This is a genomic window from Streptomyces sp. NPDC056373, assembly GCF_042262425.1.
In the GTDB taxonomy this organism is placed as follows: domain Bacteria; phylum Actinomycetota; class Actinomycetes; order Streptomycetales; family Streptomycetaceae; genus Streptomyces.
On the sequence record NZ_JBHJPX010000001.1, the window covers coordinates 470,891 to 486,817 of the forward strand.

Consider the following 15,927-nt stretch of genomic DNA (forward strand, 5'->3'; position numbering starts at 1 on the left):
CCTCTGCTACGAGGCCGGTGCCTCAGTGGGCGTGGCCGTGGCCGTGGCCGGCGGCGGCCGGCTCCTCCTCTTCCTTCTTCTCGACGACCAGGGTCTCGGTCGTGAGGAGGAGGGAGGCGATGGAGGCGGCGTTCTCCAGGGCGGAGCGGGTGACCTTGACCGGGTCGATGACGCCGGCCTTGACGAGGTCGCCGTACTCGCCGGTGGCGGCGTTGAAGCCCTGGCCCTTCTCGAGCTCGGCGACCTTGGAGGTGATGACGTAACCCTCCAGGCCGGCGTTCTCGGCGATCCAGCGCAGCGGCTCGACGGCGGCGCGGCGGACGACCGCGACACCCGTGGCCTCGTCGCCGGTCTTGCCGAGGTTGTCCTCGAGGACCTTCACGGCGTGGACGAGCGCGGAGCCACCACCGGAGACGATGCCCTCCTCGACCGCGGCGCGGGTCGCGGAGATGGCGTCCTCCAGACGGTGCTTGCGCTCCTTGAGCTCGACCTCGGTGGCGGCACCCACGCGGATGACGCACACGCCGCCGGCCAGCTTCGCGAGGCGCTCCTGGAGCTTCTCGCGGTCCCAGTCGGAGTCGGTGGACTCGATCTCGGCCTTGATCTGGGCGACGCGGCCCTGCACGTCGTCCTTGTTGCCGGCGCCGTCGACGACCGTGGTGTCGTCCTTGGTGACGGTGATGCGGCGGGCGGAGCCGAGGACGTCCAGACCGACCTGGTCGAGCTTGAGGCCGACCTCCTCGGAGACGACCGTGGCGCCGGTGAGGACGGCCAGGTCCTGCAGCATCGCCTTGCGGCGGTCGCCGAAGCCGGGGGCCTTCACGGCGACGGCGTTGAAGGTGCCGCGGATCTTGTTCACGACGAGGGTGGACAGCGCCTCGCCGTCGACGTCCTCGGCGATGATCAGCAGCGGCTTGGAGGCGTTGGACTGGATGACCTTCTCCAGCAGCGGCAGGAGGTCCGCGATGGCGGAGATCTTGCCCTGCGTGATGAGGATGTACGGGTCGTCCAGGACGGCTTCCATGCGCTCCTGGTCCGTCACGAAGTACGGCGACAGGTAGCCCTTGTCGAAGGCCATGCCCTCGGTGAAGTCCAGCTCCAGGCCGAAGGTGTTGGACTCCTCGACGGTGATGACACCGTCCTTGCCGACCTTGTCCATCGCCTCGGCGATGAGCTCGCCGACCTGCTGGTCCTGGGCGGACAGCGCGGCGACGGCGGCGATGTCGGACTTCTCGTCGATCGGGCGGGCCGTGGCGAGCAGGTCCTCGGAGACGGCGGCGACGGCGGCGTCGATGCCCTTCTTCAGGGCGGCCGGGGAGGCACCGGCGGCGACGTTCTTCAGGCCCTCGCGCACGAGCGCCTGGGCGAGCACGGTGGCGGTGGTCGTACCGTCACCCGCGATGTCGTTGGTCTTGGTCGCCACCTCCTTCACCAGCTGGGCACCGAGGTTCTCGTACGGGTCCTCGACCTCGACCTCGCGGGCGATGGTCACACCGTCGTTGGTGATGGTGGGAGCGCCGAACTTCTTGTCGATGACGACGTTGCGACCCTTGGGGCCGATCGTCACCTTGACCGTGTCGGCAAGCTTGTTGACGCCGCGCTCGAGGGCGCGACGGGCGTCCTCGTCGAACTTCAGGATCTTCGCCATGGGAGCGGTTCAGCCCTCTCGGAAAATGTGGGTGAAACGAACCGCGCCCCCGACGCCCGGCTTCATACGGTCGCGGGGGCCAGGGGCGCAGTTCACTGCAAAGCTGGTAAAGCGGGGTGAATTACTTCTCGACGATCGCGAGCACGTCGCGAGCCGAGAGGACGAGGTACTCCTCGCCGTTGTACTTCACCTCGGTGCCGCCGTACTTGCTGTAGAGCACGACGTCGCCGACGGAGACGTCGAGCGGAAGACGGTTGCCGTCCTCGAAGCGGCCCGGGCCCACGGCCAGGACGACGCCCTCCTGGGGCTTCTCCTTGGCGGTGTCCGGGATGACCAGGCCAGAGGCGGTGGTCTGCTCGGCGTCGAGCGGCTGGACCACAATGCGGTCCTCGAGCGGCTTGATGGCAACCTTGGAGCTGGTGGTCGTCACGATCCGACCTCCCCCTTCGGAGATCTCACGGGGTTAACTGTCTGAGGTGGCGACCAGGTGGATCCGTCGTCGCGGGTGCCGGACCTGCCCGTCGCTGTGTTGGCACTCTCCAATGGGGAGTGCCAGAGCCGAGACTATGACTGTGATTAGCACTCGGTCAAGCGGACTGCTAATTGCCGACGGCGCGTCGGGCCGTCGTTCTCTCCAGGTGGTCCTCGAGCCGCCCCACCCGCAGCCCCCTCGCCCGGATCTCGCGCAGCAGTCGCACCGTCCGTTCGGCCAGGGTCGGGGGCCCCGCCCCGTCCGAGAGCACCGAGACGATGTCGCCGGGCCGCAGGCCGGGCTCGCCGCGCGTGTAGGCCAGTTCGCCGTCGGCGTTCAGGGTCGCGCGCCACAGGACGACCGCGGTGATGCCGCAGCCGGCGGCGGCGCGCAGGGTCACCCGGTCGTACGTGCCGTAGGGCGGGCGGAAGAGGCGGGGGTCGATGCCGAAGCGGGAGCGGAGTTTGTGCTGCTGGCCGCAGATCTCGGCGCGCTGGCCGGCGTAGGGCAGGCCGCGCAGGGCGGCGTGGTCGAGGGTGTGGTTCTGGATGGACGCGCCGACCGCCCGCAGCCGGGCCAGGTGGCCGTAGCCGGGTCCCACGACGCTGTCCGTGAGGAACATGCTGACCGGGAGCCGCCGTTGCCGGACGAGGCCGACGAAGCGGGGGTCGCGTTCGGCGCCGTCGTCGTAGGTGAGGAAGACGACGGGTTCGCGGGTGGCGACGTGGTCCACGACGGGCGGCAGCCGGCGCGTGTCGGGCGCCCCGCGCGCCGGGTCCCGGGCCCGGTCGTCGCCGGTGCCCGGCCGCTGAGGCGCCGCCCCGGAGCAGCCGGCCAGCAGGGCCGCGCACAGCAATACGGCGGCCTGGCGCCTCACAGGTAGTCCTCCAGCCGCCCGACCGCGTATCCCTGGGCCGTGACCTTGTTCAGGAAGCGGCGGATCATGTCGGCCATGGTGCCCTTCCACTGGTCACGACCCCGGAAGTGCGTCAGGACGATGTCGCCCGGGTGCAGCTTCCGGCCCCCGTCGCGGTACTCCCAGTGGTCGGCGAAGACCTCCTCGTTCCACAGGGGCACGTAGGCGATGCCGCATTTCTTGGCGGCCCTCAGGGTCGCGCGGTCGTAGCTGCCGTAGGGCGGGCGGAAGAGGGTGGGGCGTTTGCCGAACCGCCTCTCCATGTAGCGCTGCATGCCGCAGATCTCGCGCTTCTGCTTCCGGTAGGACATGCCCCGCAGGTTGGGGTGGTTGAGGGTGTGGTTGTGCAGGACCACGCCCCCGGACTGCATCTTCCGGAAGTAGGGGGTGTCGTTCCTGACCAGGTAGCCGCTGAGGAAGGCGCTGTACGGGACGTCCAGATCGCTCATCATCCGCAGGAACGCCGGGTCCTTCTCGGCGCCGTCGTCGATGGTGAGGAAGACGACCTTGTCCTGGGTGGGGACCCTGGTGAAGACGGGCGGGAGGTCCAGTTCCCGGTGGCCGTCCACCTCGAAGCCCTTGCGGGTCCTCATCCTGGGCTTCTTCGCGGGGGCGGGCGGGGCGGCCGACGGGGTCCTGCGCAGACCCCAGCGGTGCGCGGCGGCGGCCCGGGCGGCGTGCGCGGCGCGCAGCTTGGTGGCGTAGGAGTCGAGCGCGCGGGCCGGAGCCGCGTCGAGGGGCTGCTGGCCGCCGGCCGGGGTGACACGGTCGCCGCCGTCCTGCGCGCAGCCGGAGGCGATGGCGGCGAGGACGAGCACGGCGAGGACGATCCGTACACCGGCGGACGCCCGTCCCGACGCCCGACTTTTGTCATTTTGTACGACTGCTCGCATGGTGCCGGATCCTCGCAGCCCCTGCCGTCGCCCCCGGTCCGACACCTCGGCCGGCGCCTCGTCATCCACCGACTGGCCCACACGAGGCGGGACCCGGGAGCACAGGGCACGGGCGGCGATCCGACGACCGGCCCACCCGACTGCGCGCCCACGAGCACCACCGCCGGGCGGCTCACCAACCGGCGACCGGCCCGCACACCGACGGGACCCACGAGCGGCCGGCCACTGGCAGCGCCCGCACCGGGCCGGTCGCCGCCGGACCGGCCACCGCCCCCCGCTGCGCGTGTCCGACAATGATCCGGTGAACGACCTCGCCCTCCTCCTCACCCCCGAAGGCCGCGCCCTCCTCGACGAGGTGCGGGACACCGATCCGGCGCAGGAGCTGGCCGTCGCGACCCGGCTGCGCCGCGAGCACCCCGCCGAGCTGGTGTCGGCGGCGCTCGGCCAGGCACGGCTGCGGCAGCGGGCGGTGGCGAAGTTCGGGGCCGAGGACGCGGGCCGGATGTTCTTCACGCCCAACGGCGTCGAGCAGTCGACCCGGGCGAGCGTGGCGGCCTACCGGGCCCGGCGCATGGCCGAGGCGGGCATCACCTCGGTCGCCGACCTGTGCTGCGGCATCGGCGGTGACGCGATCGCGCTGGCCCGCGCCGGAATCCGGGTCCTGGCCGTGGACCGGGACCCGCAGACCGCCGCCGCGGCCCGGGCCAACGCCGACGCGCTGGGCCTGGCCGGGCTCGTCGAGGTGCGGGAGGCGGACGTGACGGAGGTGGACACGGCCGGTTTCGACGCCGTCTTCGTGGACCCCGCCCGGCGCGGCGGACGCGGCCGGATCTTCGACCCCGAGGCCTACTCGCCGCCCCTGTCCTGGGCGGTCACCGCGGCCCGCCGGGCCCCTCGCGCCGCCGCGCTGAAGATCGCCCCCGGCATTCCGCACGAGGCGGTCCCCGAGGACGCCGAGGCCGAGTGGATCTCCGACGGCGGGGACGTCAAGGAGGCCGTGCTGTGGTTCGGCACCGAGCCGGGGGCCGTCCGGGCGACCCTCCTGCCGGGCCCCCGCACCCTGCTCTCCCGCGGCCTGCCCGACCCGGACGTCCGCCCGCCCGGCCGCTACCTCTACGAGCCCGACGGCGCCGTCATCCGCGCCCACCTGGTCGCCGAGGTGGCCGACCAGGTCAACGGCGGCCTGCTCGACGCGACCATCGCGTACGTCACGGCCGACGCCCTGCGTCCGACCCCGTACGCCACGGCCTACGAGATCACCGACCACCTGCCCTTCAACGTCAAGAAGCTGAAGGCCCTCCTGCGGGAACGGCAGGTCGGCACGCTGACCGTGAAGAAGCGGGGCTCGGCGGTCGAGCCGGAGGAGCTCCGCAGGAAGGTCAAGCCGCAGGGCCCGCACGCGGCGACGGTCTTCCTGACCAGGGTCGCGGGGGCACCGGCGATGCTGATCGGGCACCCGGTGCGGGCGTGACCGTCAGGGGTGCCCGTCGCTGCTCGGGCACCCGGTGCGGCCGGGACCGTCAGGGGCCCGTCGCTCATCGGGCGCACCGCCCGGCGCAGCCCTCAGACCTGCCCGGCACCCCGTCGGGCATCCCGCCCGGCGCAGCCCTCGGACCTGCTCAGCACCCCGACCGGCACCCCGTCCGAACGGCACTCCTCACTGCTGCTCCGTCGCCCGCCTCAGCAGCAGTTCCCGCTCCCGTTCGTTCCGGGTCAGGGACGCCGCCCGCTCGAACTCCGCCCGGGCCTCGCGCGTACGGCCGAGGCGGGCGAGGAGGTCGCCGCGGACGCTGGGCAGCAGGTGGTAGCCCCGCAGGGCCGGTGCGCCGGCCAGGGCGTCGACGAGGGCGAGGGCCGGGGCCGGGCCGTCGGACATCGAGACGGCCACCGCGCGGTTCAGCTCCACGACCGGGGACGGGGAGCGGGCGGCCAGGAGGCCGTAGAGGGTGGCGATACGGGCCCAGTCGGTCTCCTCGTAGGTGTACGCGTGCGCATGGCAGGCGGCGATGGCCGCCTGCAGGGTGTACGGGCCCGGGGCGCCGGAGGAGGTGGCCTCGGCCCGGCCCAGCGCGGCGATGCCGCGGGCGATGAGCATGCGGTTCCAGCGGGAGCGGTTCTGGTCCTTCAGGAGGACCGGCTCGCCGGACGGGCCCGTGCGGGCCGCCGTACGGGAGGCCTGGAGCTCCAGGAGCGCGGTGAGGCCGTGCACTTCGGGCTCCTTCGGCATCAGGGCCGAGAGCACCCGGGCCAGGCGCAGGGCGTCCTCGCACAGGGACGGGCGGAGCCAGTCGTCGCCGGCCGTGGCGGCGTACCCCTCGTTGAAGATCAGGTAGATGACGTCGAGGACCGAGCCGAGGCGGGCCTCGCGGTCGGCGCCCTGAGGCACCTCGAAGGCGATGTTCCGCGTCGCGAGGGTGCGTTTGGCGCGGACGACGCGCTGCGCGATCGTCGGCTCCGGGACCAGGAAGGCGCGGGCGATCTCGGCCGTGGTCAGGCCGCCGAGCAGACGCAGGGTGAGGGCGGTGCGGGCCTCGGTGGACAGGACGGGGTGGCAGGCGGTGAAGACCAGGCGCAGCAGGTCGTCGTCGATGTCGTCGGGATCGGCGGGCTCCTCCGGGGGCGACACGGCCGACAGGTCGCGGCCGATCTCCGCCAGCTTCCGGGCGTAGTTCTCCCGGCGCCGGACCAGGTCGACGGCACGGCGGCGGGCGGTGGTCATGAGCCAGGCGCCCGGGTTGTCGGGCACCCCTTCCCGCGGCCACTGCTCCAACGCCGCGACCAGCGCGTCCTGCGCGAGCTCCTCGGCGATGCCGACGTCCCGGACGACCCGGGTGACACCGGCGATGATCCGGGGCGACTCCATACGGAAGACGGTCTCGATCGCCTCGGCGGCACGGTCGGGCCGCGGCCCGGGGGGCCGGGCCGACTGCGGAGCCGGGGCCGGCTCCGATGGCGGGCCCGGCTCCGAGGCCGAAGACCGCTTCGAAACCGATGCAGGGGTCGGCTCCGAAACCGGGGCGGGCTGCGAAGCCTCGGCCGGTTCCGGGGCCGGGGCGGGCTGCGAAGCCTCGGTCGGTTCCAAGGCCGGGGCGGGCTGCGAAGCCTCGGCCGGTTCCGAAACTCGGGCGGGCTGCGAAGCCTCGGCCGGTTCCGGGGCCGGGGTGGGCTGCGGGGTCACAGTCCACCATCAGACACCCGTGGTGCCGCCCGGCCAAGCGGAACCGGCGCGCGGGTCGTGCGGGGCCCGGCACGGCCCTCGCGCCGCCGCACCGCACACCGCCCGAACGTGCTGCCGGTCTCCTCGGTGTCGGTCAGTCCTCGGCGATCTGCCGGACCTCGGCGGTGATCGTCCAGTAGTCCTCGTGCACGGACAGGAACCGCTTGGTCCACTCGATCGCCTCGGCCTTGTCCCTGCACTGGCTGATCGAGTAGCCGCCGATGACCTCCTTGGACTCGGTGAACGGCCCGTCGGTGACGGAGAGCTGCCCGCCCTCCCAGGTCACCCGGCTGCCGTCCGAGGTCGGCGTGAGTCCGGCCGTGTCGAGCATGACCCCGGCCTTGGTGATCTCCTCCAGCAGCGTGCCCATGCGTTCCATGAGCTCGGGGCTCGGCCCCTCGGCGGGGGCGTTCTTCTCGTCGATGCGGATCAGGGTGAGAAAGCGCGGCATGGTGACTCCTCGGGGTGTGCGGGGCGGGGGCCTTCCCCGCTCTCACCCCTGCGTCGATCGGGGGCCCACCGGATCGACACGGTCGCCGGATTTCTTCGAAGAACTTTTCCGGGACGCCTTTTCCCAGGTCAGCGCAGCGACTCCCACAGCTTCCCGGCCTCGGGTTCCTCGGCCACCACCCGGTTGGGATCCGACGGCGCCTGCACCACGGGCATCATCACCGTCCGTACCCCGCTCGCCGAGAGGCCCCGCAGGCTCTGCCCGAGGCGGGTCAGTTCGGCGAGGGAGTCCAGGCCGGTGTCGGTGGTGAGACCGGCGGTGACCGTGTCGGCGACGCGGTACAGCTTGGCCGGGTCGGTGAGCAGGTCCTGGGAGGAGATCTGCTCCAGCAGGGCCTTCACCAGCTTCTGCTGAAGGCCGATGCGGCCCAGGTCGCTGCCGTCGCCTATGCCGTGCCGGGTGCGCGCGAGCGCGAGGGCCTGGACGCCGTCCAGGTGATGGGTGCCCGCCTTCAGCCGCAGGTGGCTGTCCTCGTCGGCGATGTCCTCGTCCGTGGTGACGGTGACGCCGCCGAGCGCGTCGACCAGCCGGGCGAAGCCGGAGAAGTCGATTTCGAGGTAGTGGTCCATGCGGACGTGCGTCATCGCCTCGACCGTCTTCACCGCGCAGACCGGGCCGCCCACTTCGTACGCGCTGTTGAACATGGACCGGTGGGCGACCTGCGTCGAGCCCCCGGAGGGGCGCGGGCAGGACGGGCGGGTGACCAGCGTGTCGCGCGGGATGCTCACCACCGTCGCGCCGGCCCGCCCGGCGTCCAGATGGACGACCATCGCCGTGTCGGAACGGGCGCCCGAGCTGTCACCGCCGCCGAGCCTGCGGTTCTCCTTGCCGCTGCGCGAGTCCGAGCCCAGGACCAGGATGTTGAGGGCCCCGCTCGGTACGGCCGGGGCCGAGGGCGAGGGTGTGGTCACCGGCTTCGGCGGCCGGTTGTCGCCCAGCGCACTGTCGATGTCGACGCCGGTGATGTTGTCGCTGAGATGCCAGTAGGCCCAGCCGGCCGCTCCGGCACCCAGCACCAGCGTCCCCGCCAGGGTGAGGGCGGCGATCCTCAACGCTCTCGACCGCCGGCCGGCTTCTGTGTCCTGGTCCCCGTGATGTCCCGTCACGAGCAGGAACGTAAGTCCGAATTGTTACGGGCAGGGAGCTCAGGGCAGCCTTTCTTCGGAAATTCTCAGATTCGGGACGCGAACCCGTCGAAAGTTTCGACAGCGCAGCCGACTGACTTCGGCTCGGATGCGAAGTGTCCGAAACACGTCCCCCCTTTCCGCCCCTAAGGCTGCGCCGGACCCGCCGTACTGCTGCGCACCACCAGGCTCGTCGCCAGCTCCACGCGGGTCGCCGCCGGCGCCTCCTCGTCCCGCCCGAGATCGAGGAGCAGCTTCGCCGCCGCCTCGGCCATCTCGGTCAGGGGCTGCCGCACGGTCGTCAGCGGCGGCCCGACCCAGGGCGCCACGGGCAGGTCGTCGAACCCGACGACACTCAGGTCCTCGGGGATGCGCAGCCCCAGCTCACGCGCGGCCTCGTACAGCCCGAGCGCCTGCAGGTCGTTCCCGGCGAAGACCGCGGTCGGCCGGTCCGGGCGGCGCAGCAGCTCCAGGCCCAGCCGGTAGCCGGCCTCGTGATGGAAGTCGCCGGTCGCGATCAGGGCAGGATCGACCGGCAGTCCGGCCGTCTCCAGCGCGGCCCGGTAGCCGTCGATCCGGGCCCGGCTGCACATCATCTGCGAGGGTCCGCTGATCGCGCCGATCCTGCGGTGCCCCAGCTCGACCAGATGCCGGGTGGCCGCGAGACCGCCCTGCCAGTTGGTCGCGCCGATGGACGGCACGTCGGCGCCGGGGTCGCCGGCCGGGTCCATCACCACGAACGGGATGGACCGGCTGGTCAGCAGCGCCCGCTGCGACTCGTCGAGCCCGGACAGGACCAGGATCACGCCGTGCGGCCGGCGCGCGGCGACCTGGTCGGCCCAGGTCCGCCCCGGGGTGAGCCGCCCCGCGCTCTCGGACAGCACCACGCTGAGGCCGGCGTCCCGGGCCACGTTCTCCACACCCCGGATGACCTCCATGGCCCAGGCGCTCTCCAGCTCGTGGAAGACCAGGTCGATCAGGGGCGACCGGGTCGCCTCGGCACGGCGTCGCCGGTAGCCGTGGACGCGCAGCAGGTCCTCGACGCGGGCCCGAGTGGCCGGGGCCACGTCGGCCCGGCCGTTCAGGACCTTCGAAACAGTCGGTGCCGACACACCGGCCTCACGGGCGATCTCGGCGAGCGTCGCGGTCTGCGCGGTACGCCCCTGCGTCCGGTTCTGCGTCCGGCTTTCAACGGGCTCCGGGGATGTCATGGCGGCGATCGTAACCCTGCGGGCCCCCTTGACGAAGTCCTCGCACCGCCATAGGTTCCCGGAACATTCGAAGTTCATAACGAAACATTCGTAGAAACGTTCGTGAGAGGGCCGTCCGTCCCCCCGACAGGAGCTTCATGACCACCGCGCCCTGGCGTGATTCCGCGCTGCCCGCCGCCGCCCGCGTCGACGACCTGCTCTCCCGGATGACCCTGGAGGAGAAGACCGCCCAGCTGTACGGCGTGTGGGTGGGCGCCGCGACGGACGGCGACGGGGTCGCTCCGCATCAGCACGACATGACCGTCGCTTCCTCCGACGAGGAATGGGCCGAGCTGATCACCCACGGCCTGGGCCAGCTCACCCGCTCGTTCGGCACCGCCCCCGTCGGCCCGGCGCTGGGCGCGCAGGCCCTGGCCCGCGCACAGCGCCGGATCGCCGGGGCCGGGCGCTTCGGTATCCCGGCGATCGCGCACGAGGAGTGCCTGGCCGGCTTCACCGCCTGGCAGGCCACGGCCTACCCGGTCCCGCTGGCCTGGGGCGCGACCTGGGATCCGCCGCTGGTCGAGGAGATGGCCCGGCGCATCGGCGACGACCTGCGCTCGGCCGGCGTCCACCAGGGCCTGGCGCCCGTGCTGGACGTCGTGCGCGATCCGCGCTGGGGCCGTGTGGAGGAGACGATCGGCGAGGACCCGTACCTGGTGGGCACGGTCGGGGCGGCCTACGTGCGGGGCCTGGAGTCGGCCGGTGTCGTCGCCACGCTCAAGCACTTCGCCGGGTACGCCTCCTCGGCCGGTGCCCGCAATCTCGCCCCGGTACGGGCCGGCGTCCGCGAGTTCGCCGACGTCACCCTGCCGCCCTTCGAGATGGCCCTGCGCGAGGGCGGCGCCCGCTCGGTGATGGCCGCCTACACCGAGACCGACGGGGTCCCGGCCTCCGCGGACCCCGGGCTGCTGACCCGTCTCCTGCGCGAGGAGTGGGGCTTCACCGGCACGGTCGTCGCCGACTACTTCGGCATCGGCTTCCTCCAGACCCTGCACCGCGTCGCCGCGACCCCGGCCGGGGCGGCCCACACGGCCCTCACCGCCGGCATCGACGTCGAACTGCCGACCGTGAAGTGCTACGGCCGGCCGCTGCTGGAGGCGGTCCGCTCGGGCGCGGTCCCCGAGGAACTCGTGGACCGGGCGGCCCGTCGCGTCCTGCTCCAGAAGTGCGAACTGGGCCTGCTGGACGAGGACTGGGCCCCGGAGCCCACCACGGCGATCAACCTCGACTCGACGGGCAACCGCATCCTCGCCCGCCGCCTGGCCGAGGAGTCGGTGGTCCTGCTCGACAATCCCGACGGCCTGCTCCCGCTGGCCCCCGACACCCGTATCGCGGTGGTCGGCCCCCGGGCGGCCGACGCCCTGGCCATGCTGGGCTGCTACTCGTTCCCGTCCCACGTCCTGCCCCACCACCCCGACGTGCCGATCGGCATCGAGATCCCGACCGCCCTGGACGCCCTGCGCTCCGAACTCCCCGACGCCAAGGTGACGTTCGCGCAGGGCTGCGACGTGACGGACCCGGACACCGGGGGCTTCGAGGAGGCCGTCGCCCGCACCGCCGAGGCGGACGTGTGCGTGGCGGTCCTCGGCGACCGGGCCGGCCTGTTCGGCCGCGGCACCTCGGGCGAGGGCTGCGACGCCACGGACCTCGGCCTGCCGGGCGCCCAGGGCGAACTGCTGGACGCGCTGGTCGCCACCGGCGTGCCCGTGGTGCTGGTGCTGCTGACCGGCCGCCCCTACGCCCTGGGCCGCTGGCACGGCCGCCTCGGCGCGGTCGTCCAGGCGTTCTTCCCGGGGGAGGAGGGCGGCCCGGCGGTCGCGGGCGTCCTGTCGGGCCGGGTGAACCCCTCGGGCCGCCTGCCCGTCAGCGTCCCGCGGGTCCCGGGAGGGCAGCCCTGGACCTATCTCCAGCCGCCGCTGGGCCTGGCGGGCGAGGTCAGCAACCTCGACCCGACCCCGCTGTACGCCTTCGGCCACGGCCGCTCGTACACGGCGTTCGCCTGGGAGGACTGCTCGGCGACGGCACCGGCCGAGGTCGGCACGGACGGCTCCCACGACGTGTGGGTGACCGTCCGGAACACCGGCGGGCGCGAGGGTGCCGAGGTCGTGCAGCTGTACCTGCACGACCCGGTGGCCTCGGTGACCCGCCCCGACGTCCGGCTGATCGGCTACCGGCGGGTGGAACTGGCCCCGGGCGAGGCGGCCCGGGTCACGTTCCGTTTCCACGCGGACCTGTCGGCGTTCACCGACCGCTCGGGCCGGCGGGTGGTCGAACCGGGCGCTCTGGAACTGCGGCTGGCCGCCTCCAGCGCGGACGTACGGCACACCGCGCACCTCACCCTCACGGGCCCGGTGCGGGCGCTCGGCACCGAGCGGCGGCTGCGGTGCGAGACGGAGGTGTCCCCGGTCCTCGGCTGACCGGCCCGGTCAGCCGACCGCCACCGACTCGAACCGCCAGCGATGCACCGCCCGGGTGGTCAGCTCACCGTCCGGCTCGGGCAGTTCGGGCAGCTCGGCGTCGTAGGGCGCGTCCCACCAGGTCAGGACGAGGACCCGGTCCTGGGGGGCCCGGAAGGTCTCCCGGCGCAGGGGCTCACGGGGGAGCTCCTGGGCGCGCGCCCAGGCCAGCAGGTCCTCGCCCCGCCCTTCGGACGCCCGGGCCTCCCACATCAACGCGACCGTCACGAGTACAGGTTCTCCTTGCTGACCTCGTGGACATGGTCGTGGCCGCCCGGGACGTGAGGCTCCGTCACCGGCAGCGAGGAGTCGGCCGACAGGTCCCAGCTCGACGCCGCCCGGCCCCGGGCGACCATCTCCGCGCCGAGGGCGGCGACCATCGCGCCGTTGTCCGTGCACAGCTTGGGACGGGGCACGCGCAGCCGGATCCCGGCGGCCTCGCAGCGTTCCTGGGCGAGGACCCGCAGCCGGGAGTTGGCGGCCACGCCGCCGCCGATCATCAGGTGGTCGACGCCCTCGTCCTTGCAGGCCCGGACGGCCTTGCGGGTCAGCACGTCGACGACCGCCTCCTGGAAGGACGCCGCCACGTCCCGCACCGGCACCTCCTCCCCCGCCGCCCGCTTGGCCTCGATCCAGCGCGCCACGGCGGTCTTCAGCCCCGAGAAGGAGAAGTCGTAGGCCGCGTCGCGCGGGCCGGTCAGGCCGCGGGGGAAGGCGATGGCGGTCGGGTCGCCCTCCTTCGCGTACCGGTCGATGACCGGGCCGCCCGGGAAGCCCAGGTTCAGCACGCGGGCGATCTTGTCGAAGGCCTCGCCCGCCGCGTCGTCGATGGTGGCGCCCATCGGGCGGACGTCGGAGGTGATGTCCGAGGACAGCAGCAGCGAGGAGTGGCCGCCGGAGACCAGCAGGGCCATGGTCGGCTCGGGCAGCGCGCCGTGCTCCAGCTGGTCCACGCAGATGTGCGAGGCGAGGTGGTTCACGCCGTAGAGGGGCTTGCCGAGCGCGTAGGCGTAGGCCTTCGCCGCGGAGACGCCGACCAGGAGCGCACCGGCGAGACCGGGACCTGCGGTGACGGCGACGCCGTCGAGGTCGCGGGCGGTGACACCCGCCTCCTTCAGGGCGCGGTCGATGGTGGGGACCATCGCCTCCAGGTGGGCGCGGCTCGCCACCTCCGGGACGACACCGCCGAAGCGGGCGTGCTCGTCGACGCTGGAGGCGACGGCGTCGGCCAGCAGGGTGGTGCCCCGGACGATGCCGACGCCGGTCTCGTCGCAGGACGTCTCGATTCCCAGTACGAGGGGTTCGTCAGCCATTGATCTCGGTTCCTTGTACGGAGTTCTCGGGGGAGGTCAGGCGCATCACCAGGGCGTCCACGTTCCCCGGCTGGTAGTAGCCGCGCCGGAAACCGATGGGCTCGAAGCCGAAGCGCTCGTAGAGCTTCTGTGCGCGGACGTTGTCGACCCGGCACTCCAGCATCACCTCGGCGCACTCGAAGGTGGTGGCCGCCCGCAGCAGTTCGGCCAGCAGCCGTCCGCCGAGGCCGGTGCCCCACAGGTCGCGGGCCACGGCGATGGTCTGGACGTCGGCCTGCTCGCCGGTGGCGACGAGGCCGGCGTACCCGGCGATACCGGAGCCGGACTCGGCGACCACGTACCGCCGGTTGGCCTCGGGCCCGCGCGCGTGGGCGAGCTCGGACCAGAACATGCCCCGGGACCAGGCGTCCTCGGGGAACAGGTTGCGTTCCAGCTCCAGCACGGGGTCGATGTCCCACCAGCGCATCTCGCGCAGCGTGCACGTCACGGGTTCGGTCACTTGGGGGTGACCACCTTGTAGTTCTTGGGGACCTGGGCGTCGGGGCGGCGCAGGTACAGCGGCCGGGGCGCGGGGAGTTCCTCGCCGGCCGCCAGCTTCTCGGCGGCCAGCCGGGCGAGGGCGGCGGCGGAGACGTGCTCCGGTTCGTGCGCCTTGGGGAAGGTGTCCGGGTACAGCAGCGCGCCCGCGCCGACCGCGGGCAGCCCCGCGACCTGCTCGGCGATGTCGGCGGGCCGGTCCACGGCCGGGTCGGTCACCCGGGTGCGGGAGTCGGTGTAGCGGGCCCAGTACACCTCCTTGCGGCGGGCGTCGGTGGCGACGACGAACGGGCCCTGCAGGTCGGCGGCGTAGGCGAGGCCGTCCAGCGTGCACACACCGTGCACCGGGACGCCGAGCGCGAGCCCGAAGGTGTCGGCGGTCATCAGGCCGACGCGCAGCCCGGTGTACGGTCCCGGACCGGTCCCGGCGACGATGCCGGTGACGGCGTCGAGCCGCAGACCGGCCTCGGCGAACACCCGGTCGATCGCCGGCAGCAGCAGTTCCCCGTGCCGCCGCGCGTCCACCTGACTCGACGAGGCGATGACATCGCGTCCGTCGTGCAGCGCGACGGTGACAGCGGGCGTGGCGGTATCCAGAGCGAGCAAGAGCACGCAAACAGCCTACGGCTCCCCGGGGCCCGGCACGGCCGCGCCTGTCGGGTCGTCACCTGCTGCTACCGTCACCTACCGTCACGACAGCGATACGACGTGAGGTGGACTCCGGTGTCAGCCAGCAGCTCGGGAATCGTCGCCGGGCTCACCGCCGCGGCCCTCACGGCGGTCGGCTACCTAGCCCACCAGGCCGCCGAGACCGTCCCGGCCGGTCTGGGCAGGGTGGCGAAGGCGGGTGTCACCCCTGCGGCCGGTACGTCGAAGGCGCCCCAGGTCAAGAGGGATCCCAGGGCACTGCCCGGCGATTCCGGCAAGGGCGCCCGGGTCGTCTATTCGCTGCGCGGCGACCGGGTGTGGCTGGTCGCCGGGGACGAGGCGATCAGCCGTACGTTCGAGGTCGACCCGAGCGCGGTGGACCCGGCCCCCGGCACCTATGCGGTGACGTCCCGCTCCAACTCGGCGACCGGCTCCGACGGCATCCAGGTCGAGCACGTGGTGCGCTTCGCCGGCGTGGACGGCGTGGTGATCGGCTTCAGCGCGGCCGTGGACGAGTCGGGCACCCCGGCCCCCGCCGTCACTCCGGCCCCGAACGTCCGCACGGGCGGTATCCGCGAGTCCCGCCTGGACGGCGACGCGATGTGGACGTTCGCGACGATCGGCCGCACGGTCGTGGTGGTCCGCTAGGCCCTCGGTGCGGGACGGGCCGAAGAGCCCTCCGTCACGCCGGGCGGGCGGAGCGCCGCGGACGCTGCCTAGGCCGCCTCGCGCCGCTCAGGGGTGCGATGGGAGAGATCCGGGTCGGGTGCGCGCGGTGGGGTCGAGAGCAGCGCCGCCGCCTCGCCGGCCGCCAGCAGGTCGCGCATGGACACCCCGGAGGCCGCGAACCACTGCGGTTGCCCCTTGCTCTCTGTAGCCGACATGGACGCCTCCCGAAGGGCCGGGGCAACGTGGTTAGGTACACCTAACCACTGACTG

General features: G+C 73.0%; 16 protein-coding genes. 3 read left to right on the forward strand and 13 right to left on the reverse strand.

What is annotated here, in order from left to right:
- Positions 1–22: 22 nt before the first annotated feature.
- The 4 genes from groL to ACFCXS_RS02155 all read right to left on the reverse strand — a co-directional run bounded on the left by groL (position 23) and on the right by ACFCXS_RS02155 (position 3,929).
- Positions 23–1,648 (reverse strand): chaperonin GroEL, encoded by a 1,626-nt coding sequence (groL, locus tag ACFCXS_RS02140; protein WP_376641046.1) that lies wholly within the window; start codon positions 1,646–1,648, stop codon positions 23–25.
- 121 nt (positions 1,649–1,769) lie between these two features.
- Positions 1,770–2,078, reverse strand: coding sequence for a co-chaperone GroES (gene groES, locus ACFCXS_RS02145; RefSeq protein WP_003974211.1), 309 nt, complete (start codon positions 2,076–2,078; stop codon positions 1,770–1,772).
- 169 nt (positions 2,079–2,247) lie between these two features.
- Positions 2,248–3,027, reverse strand: a complete 780-nt coding sequence (locus ACFCXS_RS02150; RefSeq protein WP_376641502.1) for a polysaccharide deacetylase family protein — start codon at positions 3,025–3,027, stop codon at positions 2,248–2,250.
- Positions 2,994–3,929 carry a polysaccharide deacetylase family protein gene (locus tag ACFCXS_RS02155; protein WP_376641048.1) on the reverse strand — a complete coding sequence of 312 codons (936 nt, stop codon included), beginning with the start codon at positions 3,927–3,929 and terminating at the stop codon, positions 2,994–2,996. The genes ACFCXS_RS02150 and ACFCXS_RS02155 overlap by 34 nt, the downstream gene beginning before the upstream one ends.
- Positions 3,930–4,230: 301 nt before the next feature.
- Here ACFCXS_RS02155 and ACFCXS_RS02160 point away from each other — a divergent pair, with 301 nt between their 5' ends.
- Entirely contained in the window at positions 4,231–5,400 is a 1,170-nt protein-coding gene (locus tag ACFCXS_RS02160; RefSeq protein ID WP_376641049.1) for a methyltransferase domain-containing protein, read from the forward strand.
- A gap of 186 nt (positions 5,401–5,586) precedes the next feature.
- Here the strand turns inward: ACFCXS_RS02160 and ACFCXS_RS02165 are convergent, their stop codons facing one another.
- The 4 genes from ACFCXS_RS02165 to ACFCXS_RS02180 form a co-directional block, all read right to left on the reverse strand.
- Positions 5,587–6,810: an RNA polymerase sigma factor gene (locus ACFCXS_RS02165; protein WP_376641503.1), complete on the reverse strand. Its 1,224-nt coding sequence runs from the start codon at positions 6,808–6,810 to the stop codon at positions 5,587–5,589.
- A 430-nt stretch (positions 6,811–7,240) separates the two neighbouring features.
- Positions 7,241–7,597 (reverse strand): YciI family protein, encoded by a 357-nt coding sequence (locus ACFCXS_RS02170; protein WP_376641051.1) that lies wholly within the window; start codon positions 7,595–7,597, stop codon positions 7,241–7,243.
- A gap of 128 nt (positions 7,598–7,725) precedes the next feature.
- A complete protein-coding gene (locus ACFCXS_RS02175) occupies positions 7,726–8,769 on the reverse strand; it encodes an LCP family protein (RefSeq protein WP_376641504.1) in 1,044 nt (347 codons plus the stop codon).
- Positions 8,770–8,927: 158 nt separating this feature from the next.
- The gene (locus tag ACFCXS_RS02180; RefSeq protein WP_376641052.1) at positions 8,928–9,992 is read right to left on the reverse strand and encodes a LacI family DNA-binding transcriptional regulator; all 1,065 of its coding nucleotides are present in this window, start codon (positions 9,990–9,992) and stop codon (positions 8,928–8,930) included.
- Between the two features lie 137 nt (positions 9,993–10,129).
- Here ACFCXS_RS02180 and ACFCXS_RS02185 point away from each other — a divergent pair, with 137 nt between their 5' ends.
- A complete protein-coding gene (locus ACFCXS_RS02185; protein ID WP_376641054.1) occupies positions 10,130–12,451 on the forward strand; it encodes a glycoside hydrolase family 3 N-terminal domain-containing protein in 2,322 nt (773 codons plus the stop codon).
- 9 nt (positions 12,452–12,460) lie between these two features.
- On the opposite strand, the gene ACFCXS_RS02190 is transcribed toward ACFCXS_RS02185, so the two are convergent.
- From ACFCXS_RS02190 to tsaB, 4 genes are read right to left on the reverse strand one after another with little or no spacing between them, the layout of a single operon-like run.
- Positions 12,461–12,718 (reverse strand): hypothetical protein, encoded by a 258-nt coding sequence (locus ACFCXS_RS02190; protein ID WP_376641056.1) that lies wholly within the window; start codon positions 12,716–12,718, stop codon positions 12,461–12,463.
- Positions 12,715–13,803, reverse strand: coding sequence for a tRNA (adenosine(37)-N6)-threonylcarbamoyltransferase complex transferase subunit TsaD (gene tsaD / locus ACFCXS_RS02195; protein WP_376641057.1), 1,089 nt, complete (start codon positions 13,801–13,803; stop codon positions 12,715–12,717). Before tsaD ends, ACFCXS_RS02190 begins: the two co-directional genes overlap by 4 nt.
- Complete coding sequence (gene rimI / locus ACFCXS_RS02200; protein WP_376641059.1) at positions 13,796–14,302, reverse strand: ribosomal protein S18-alanine N-acetyltransferase; 507 nt, start codon at positions 14,300–14,302, stop codon at positions 13,796–13,798. The genes tsaD and rimI overlap by 8 nt, the downstream gene beginning before the upstream one ends.
- The gene (tsaB, locus tag ACFCXS_RS02205; protein ID WP_376641061.1) at positions 14,299–14,952 is read right to left on the reverse strand and encodes a tRNA (adenosine(37)-N6)-threonylcarbamoyltransferase complex dimerization subunit type 1 TsaB; all 654 of its coding nucleotides are present in this window, start codon (positions 14,950–14,952) and stop codon (positions 14,299–14,301) included. The genes rimI and tsaB overlap by 4 nt, the downstream gene beginning before the upstream one ends.
- A 111-nt stretch (positions 14,953–15,063) precedes the next feature.
- On the opposite strand from tsaB, the gene ACFCXS_RS02210 reads away from it, so the two are divergent.
- Positions 15,064–15,636: a hypothetical protein gene (locus ACFCXS_RS02210; protein ID WP_376641062.1), complete on the forward strand. Its 573-nt coding sequence runs from the start codon at positions 15,064–15,066 to the stop codon at positions 15,634–15,636.
- Between the two features lie 68 nt (positions 15,637–15,704).
- Here the strand turns inward: ACFCXS_RS02210 and ACFCXS_RS02215 are convergent, their stop codons facing one another.
- Positions 15,705–15,872, reverse strand: coding sequence for a hypothetical protein (locus ACFCXS_RS02215; RefSeq protein WP_376641064.1), 168 nt, complete (start codon positions 15,870–15,872; stop codon positions 15,705–15,707).
- Positions 15,873–15,927: the final 55 nt, after the last annotated feature.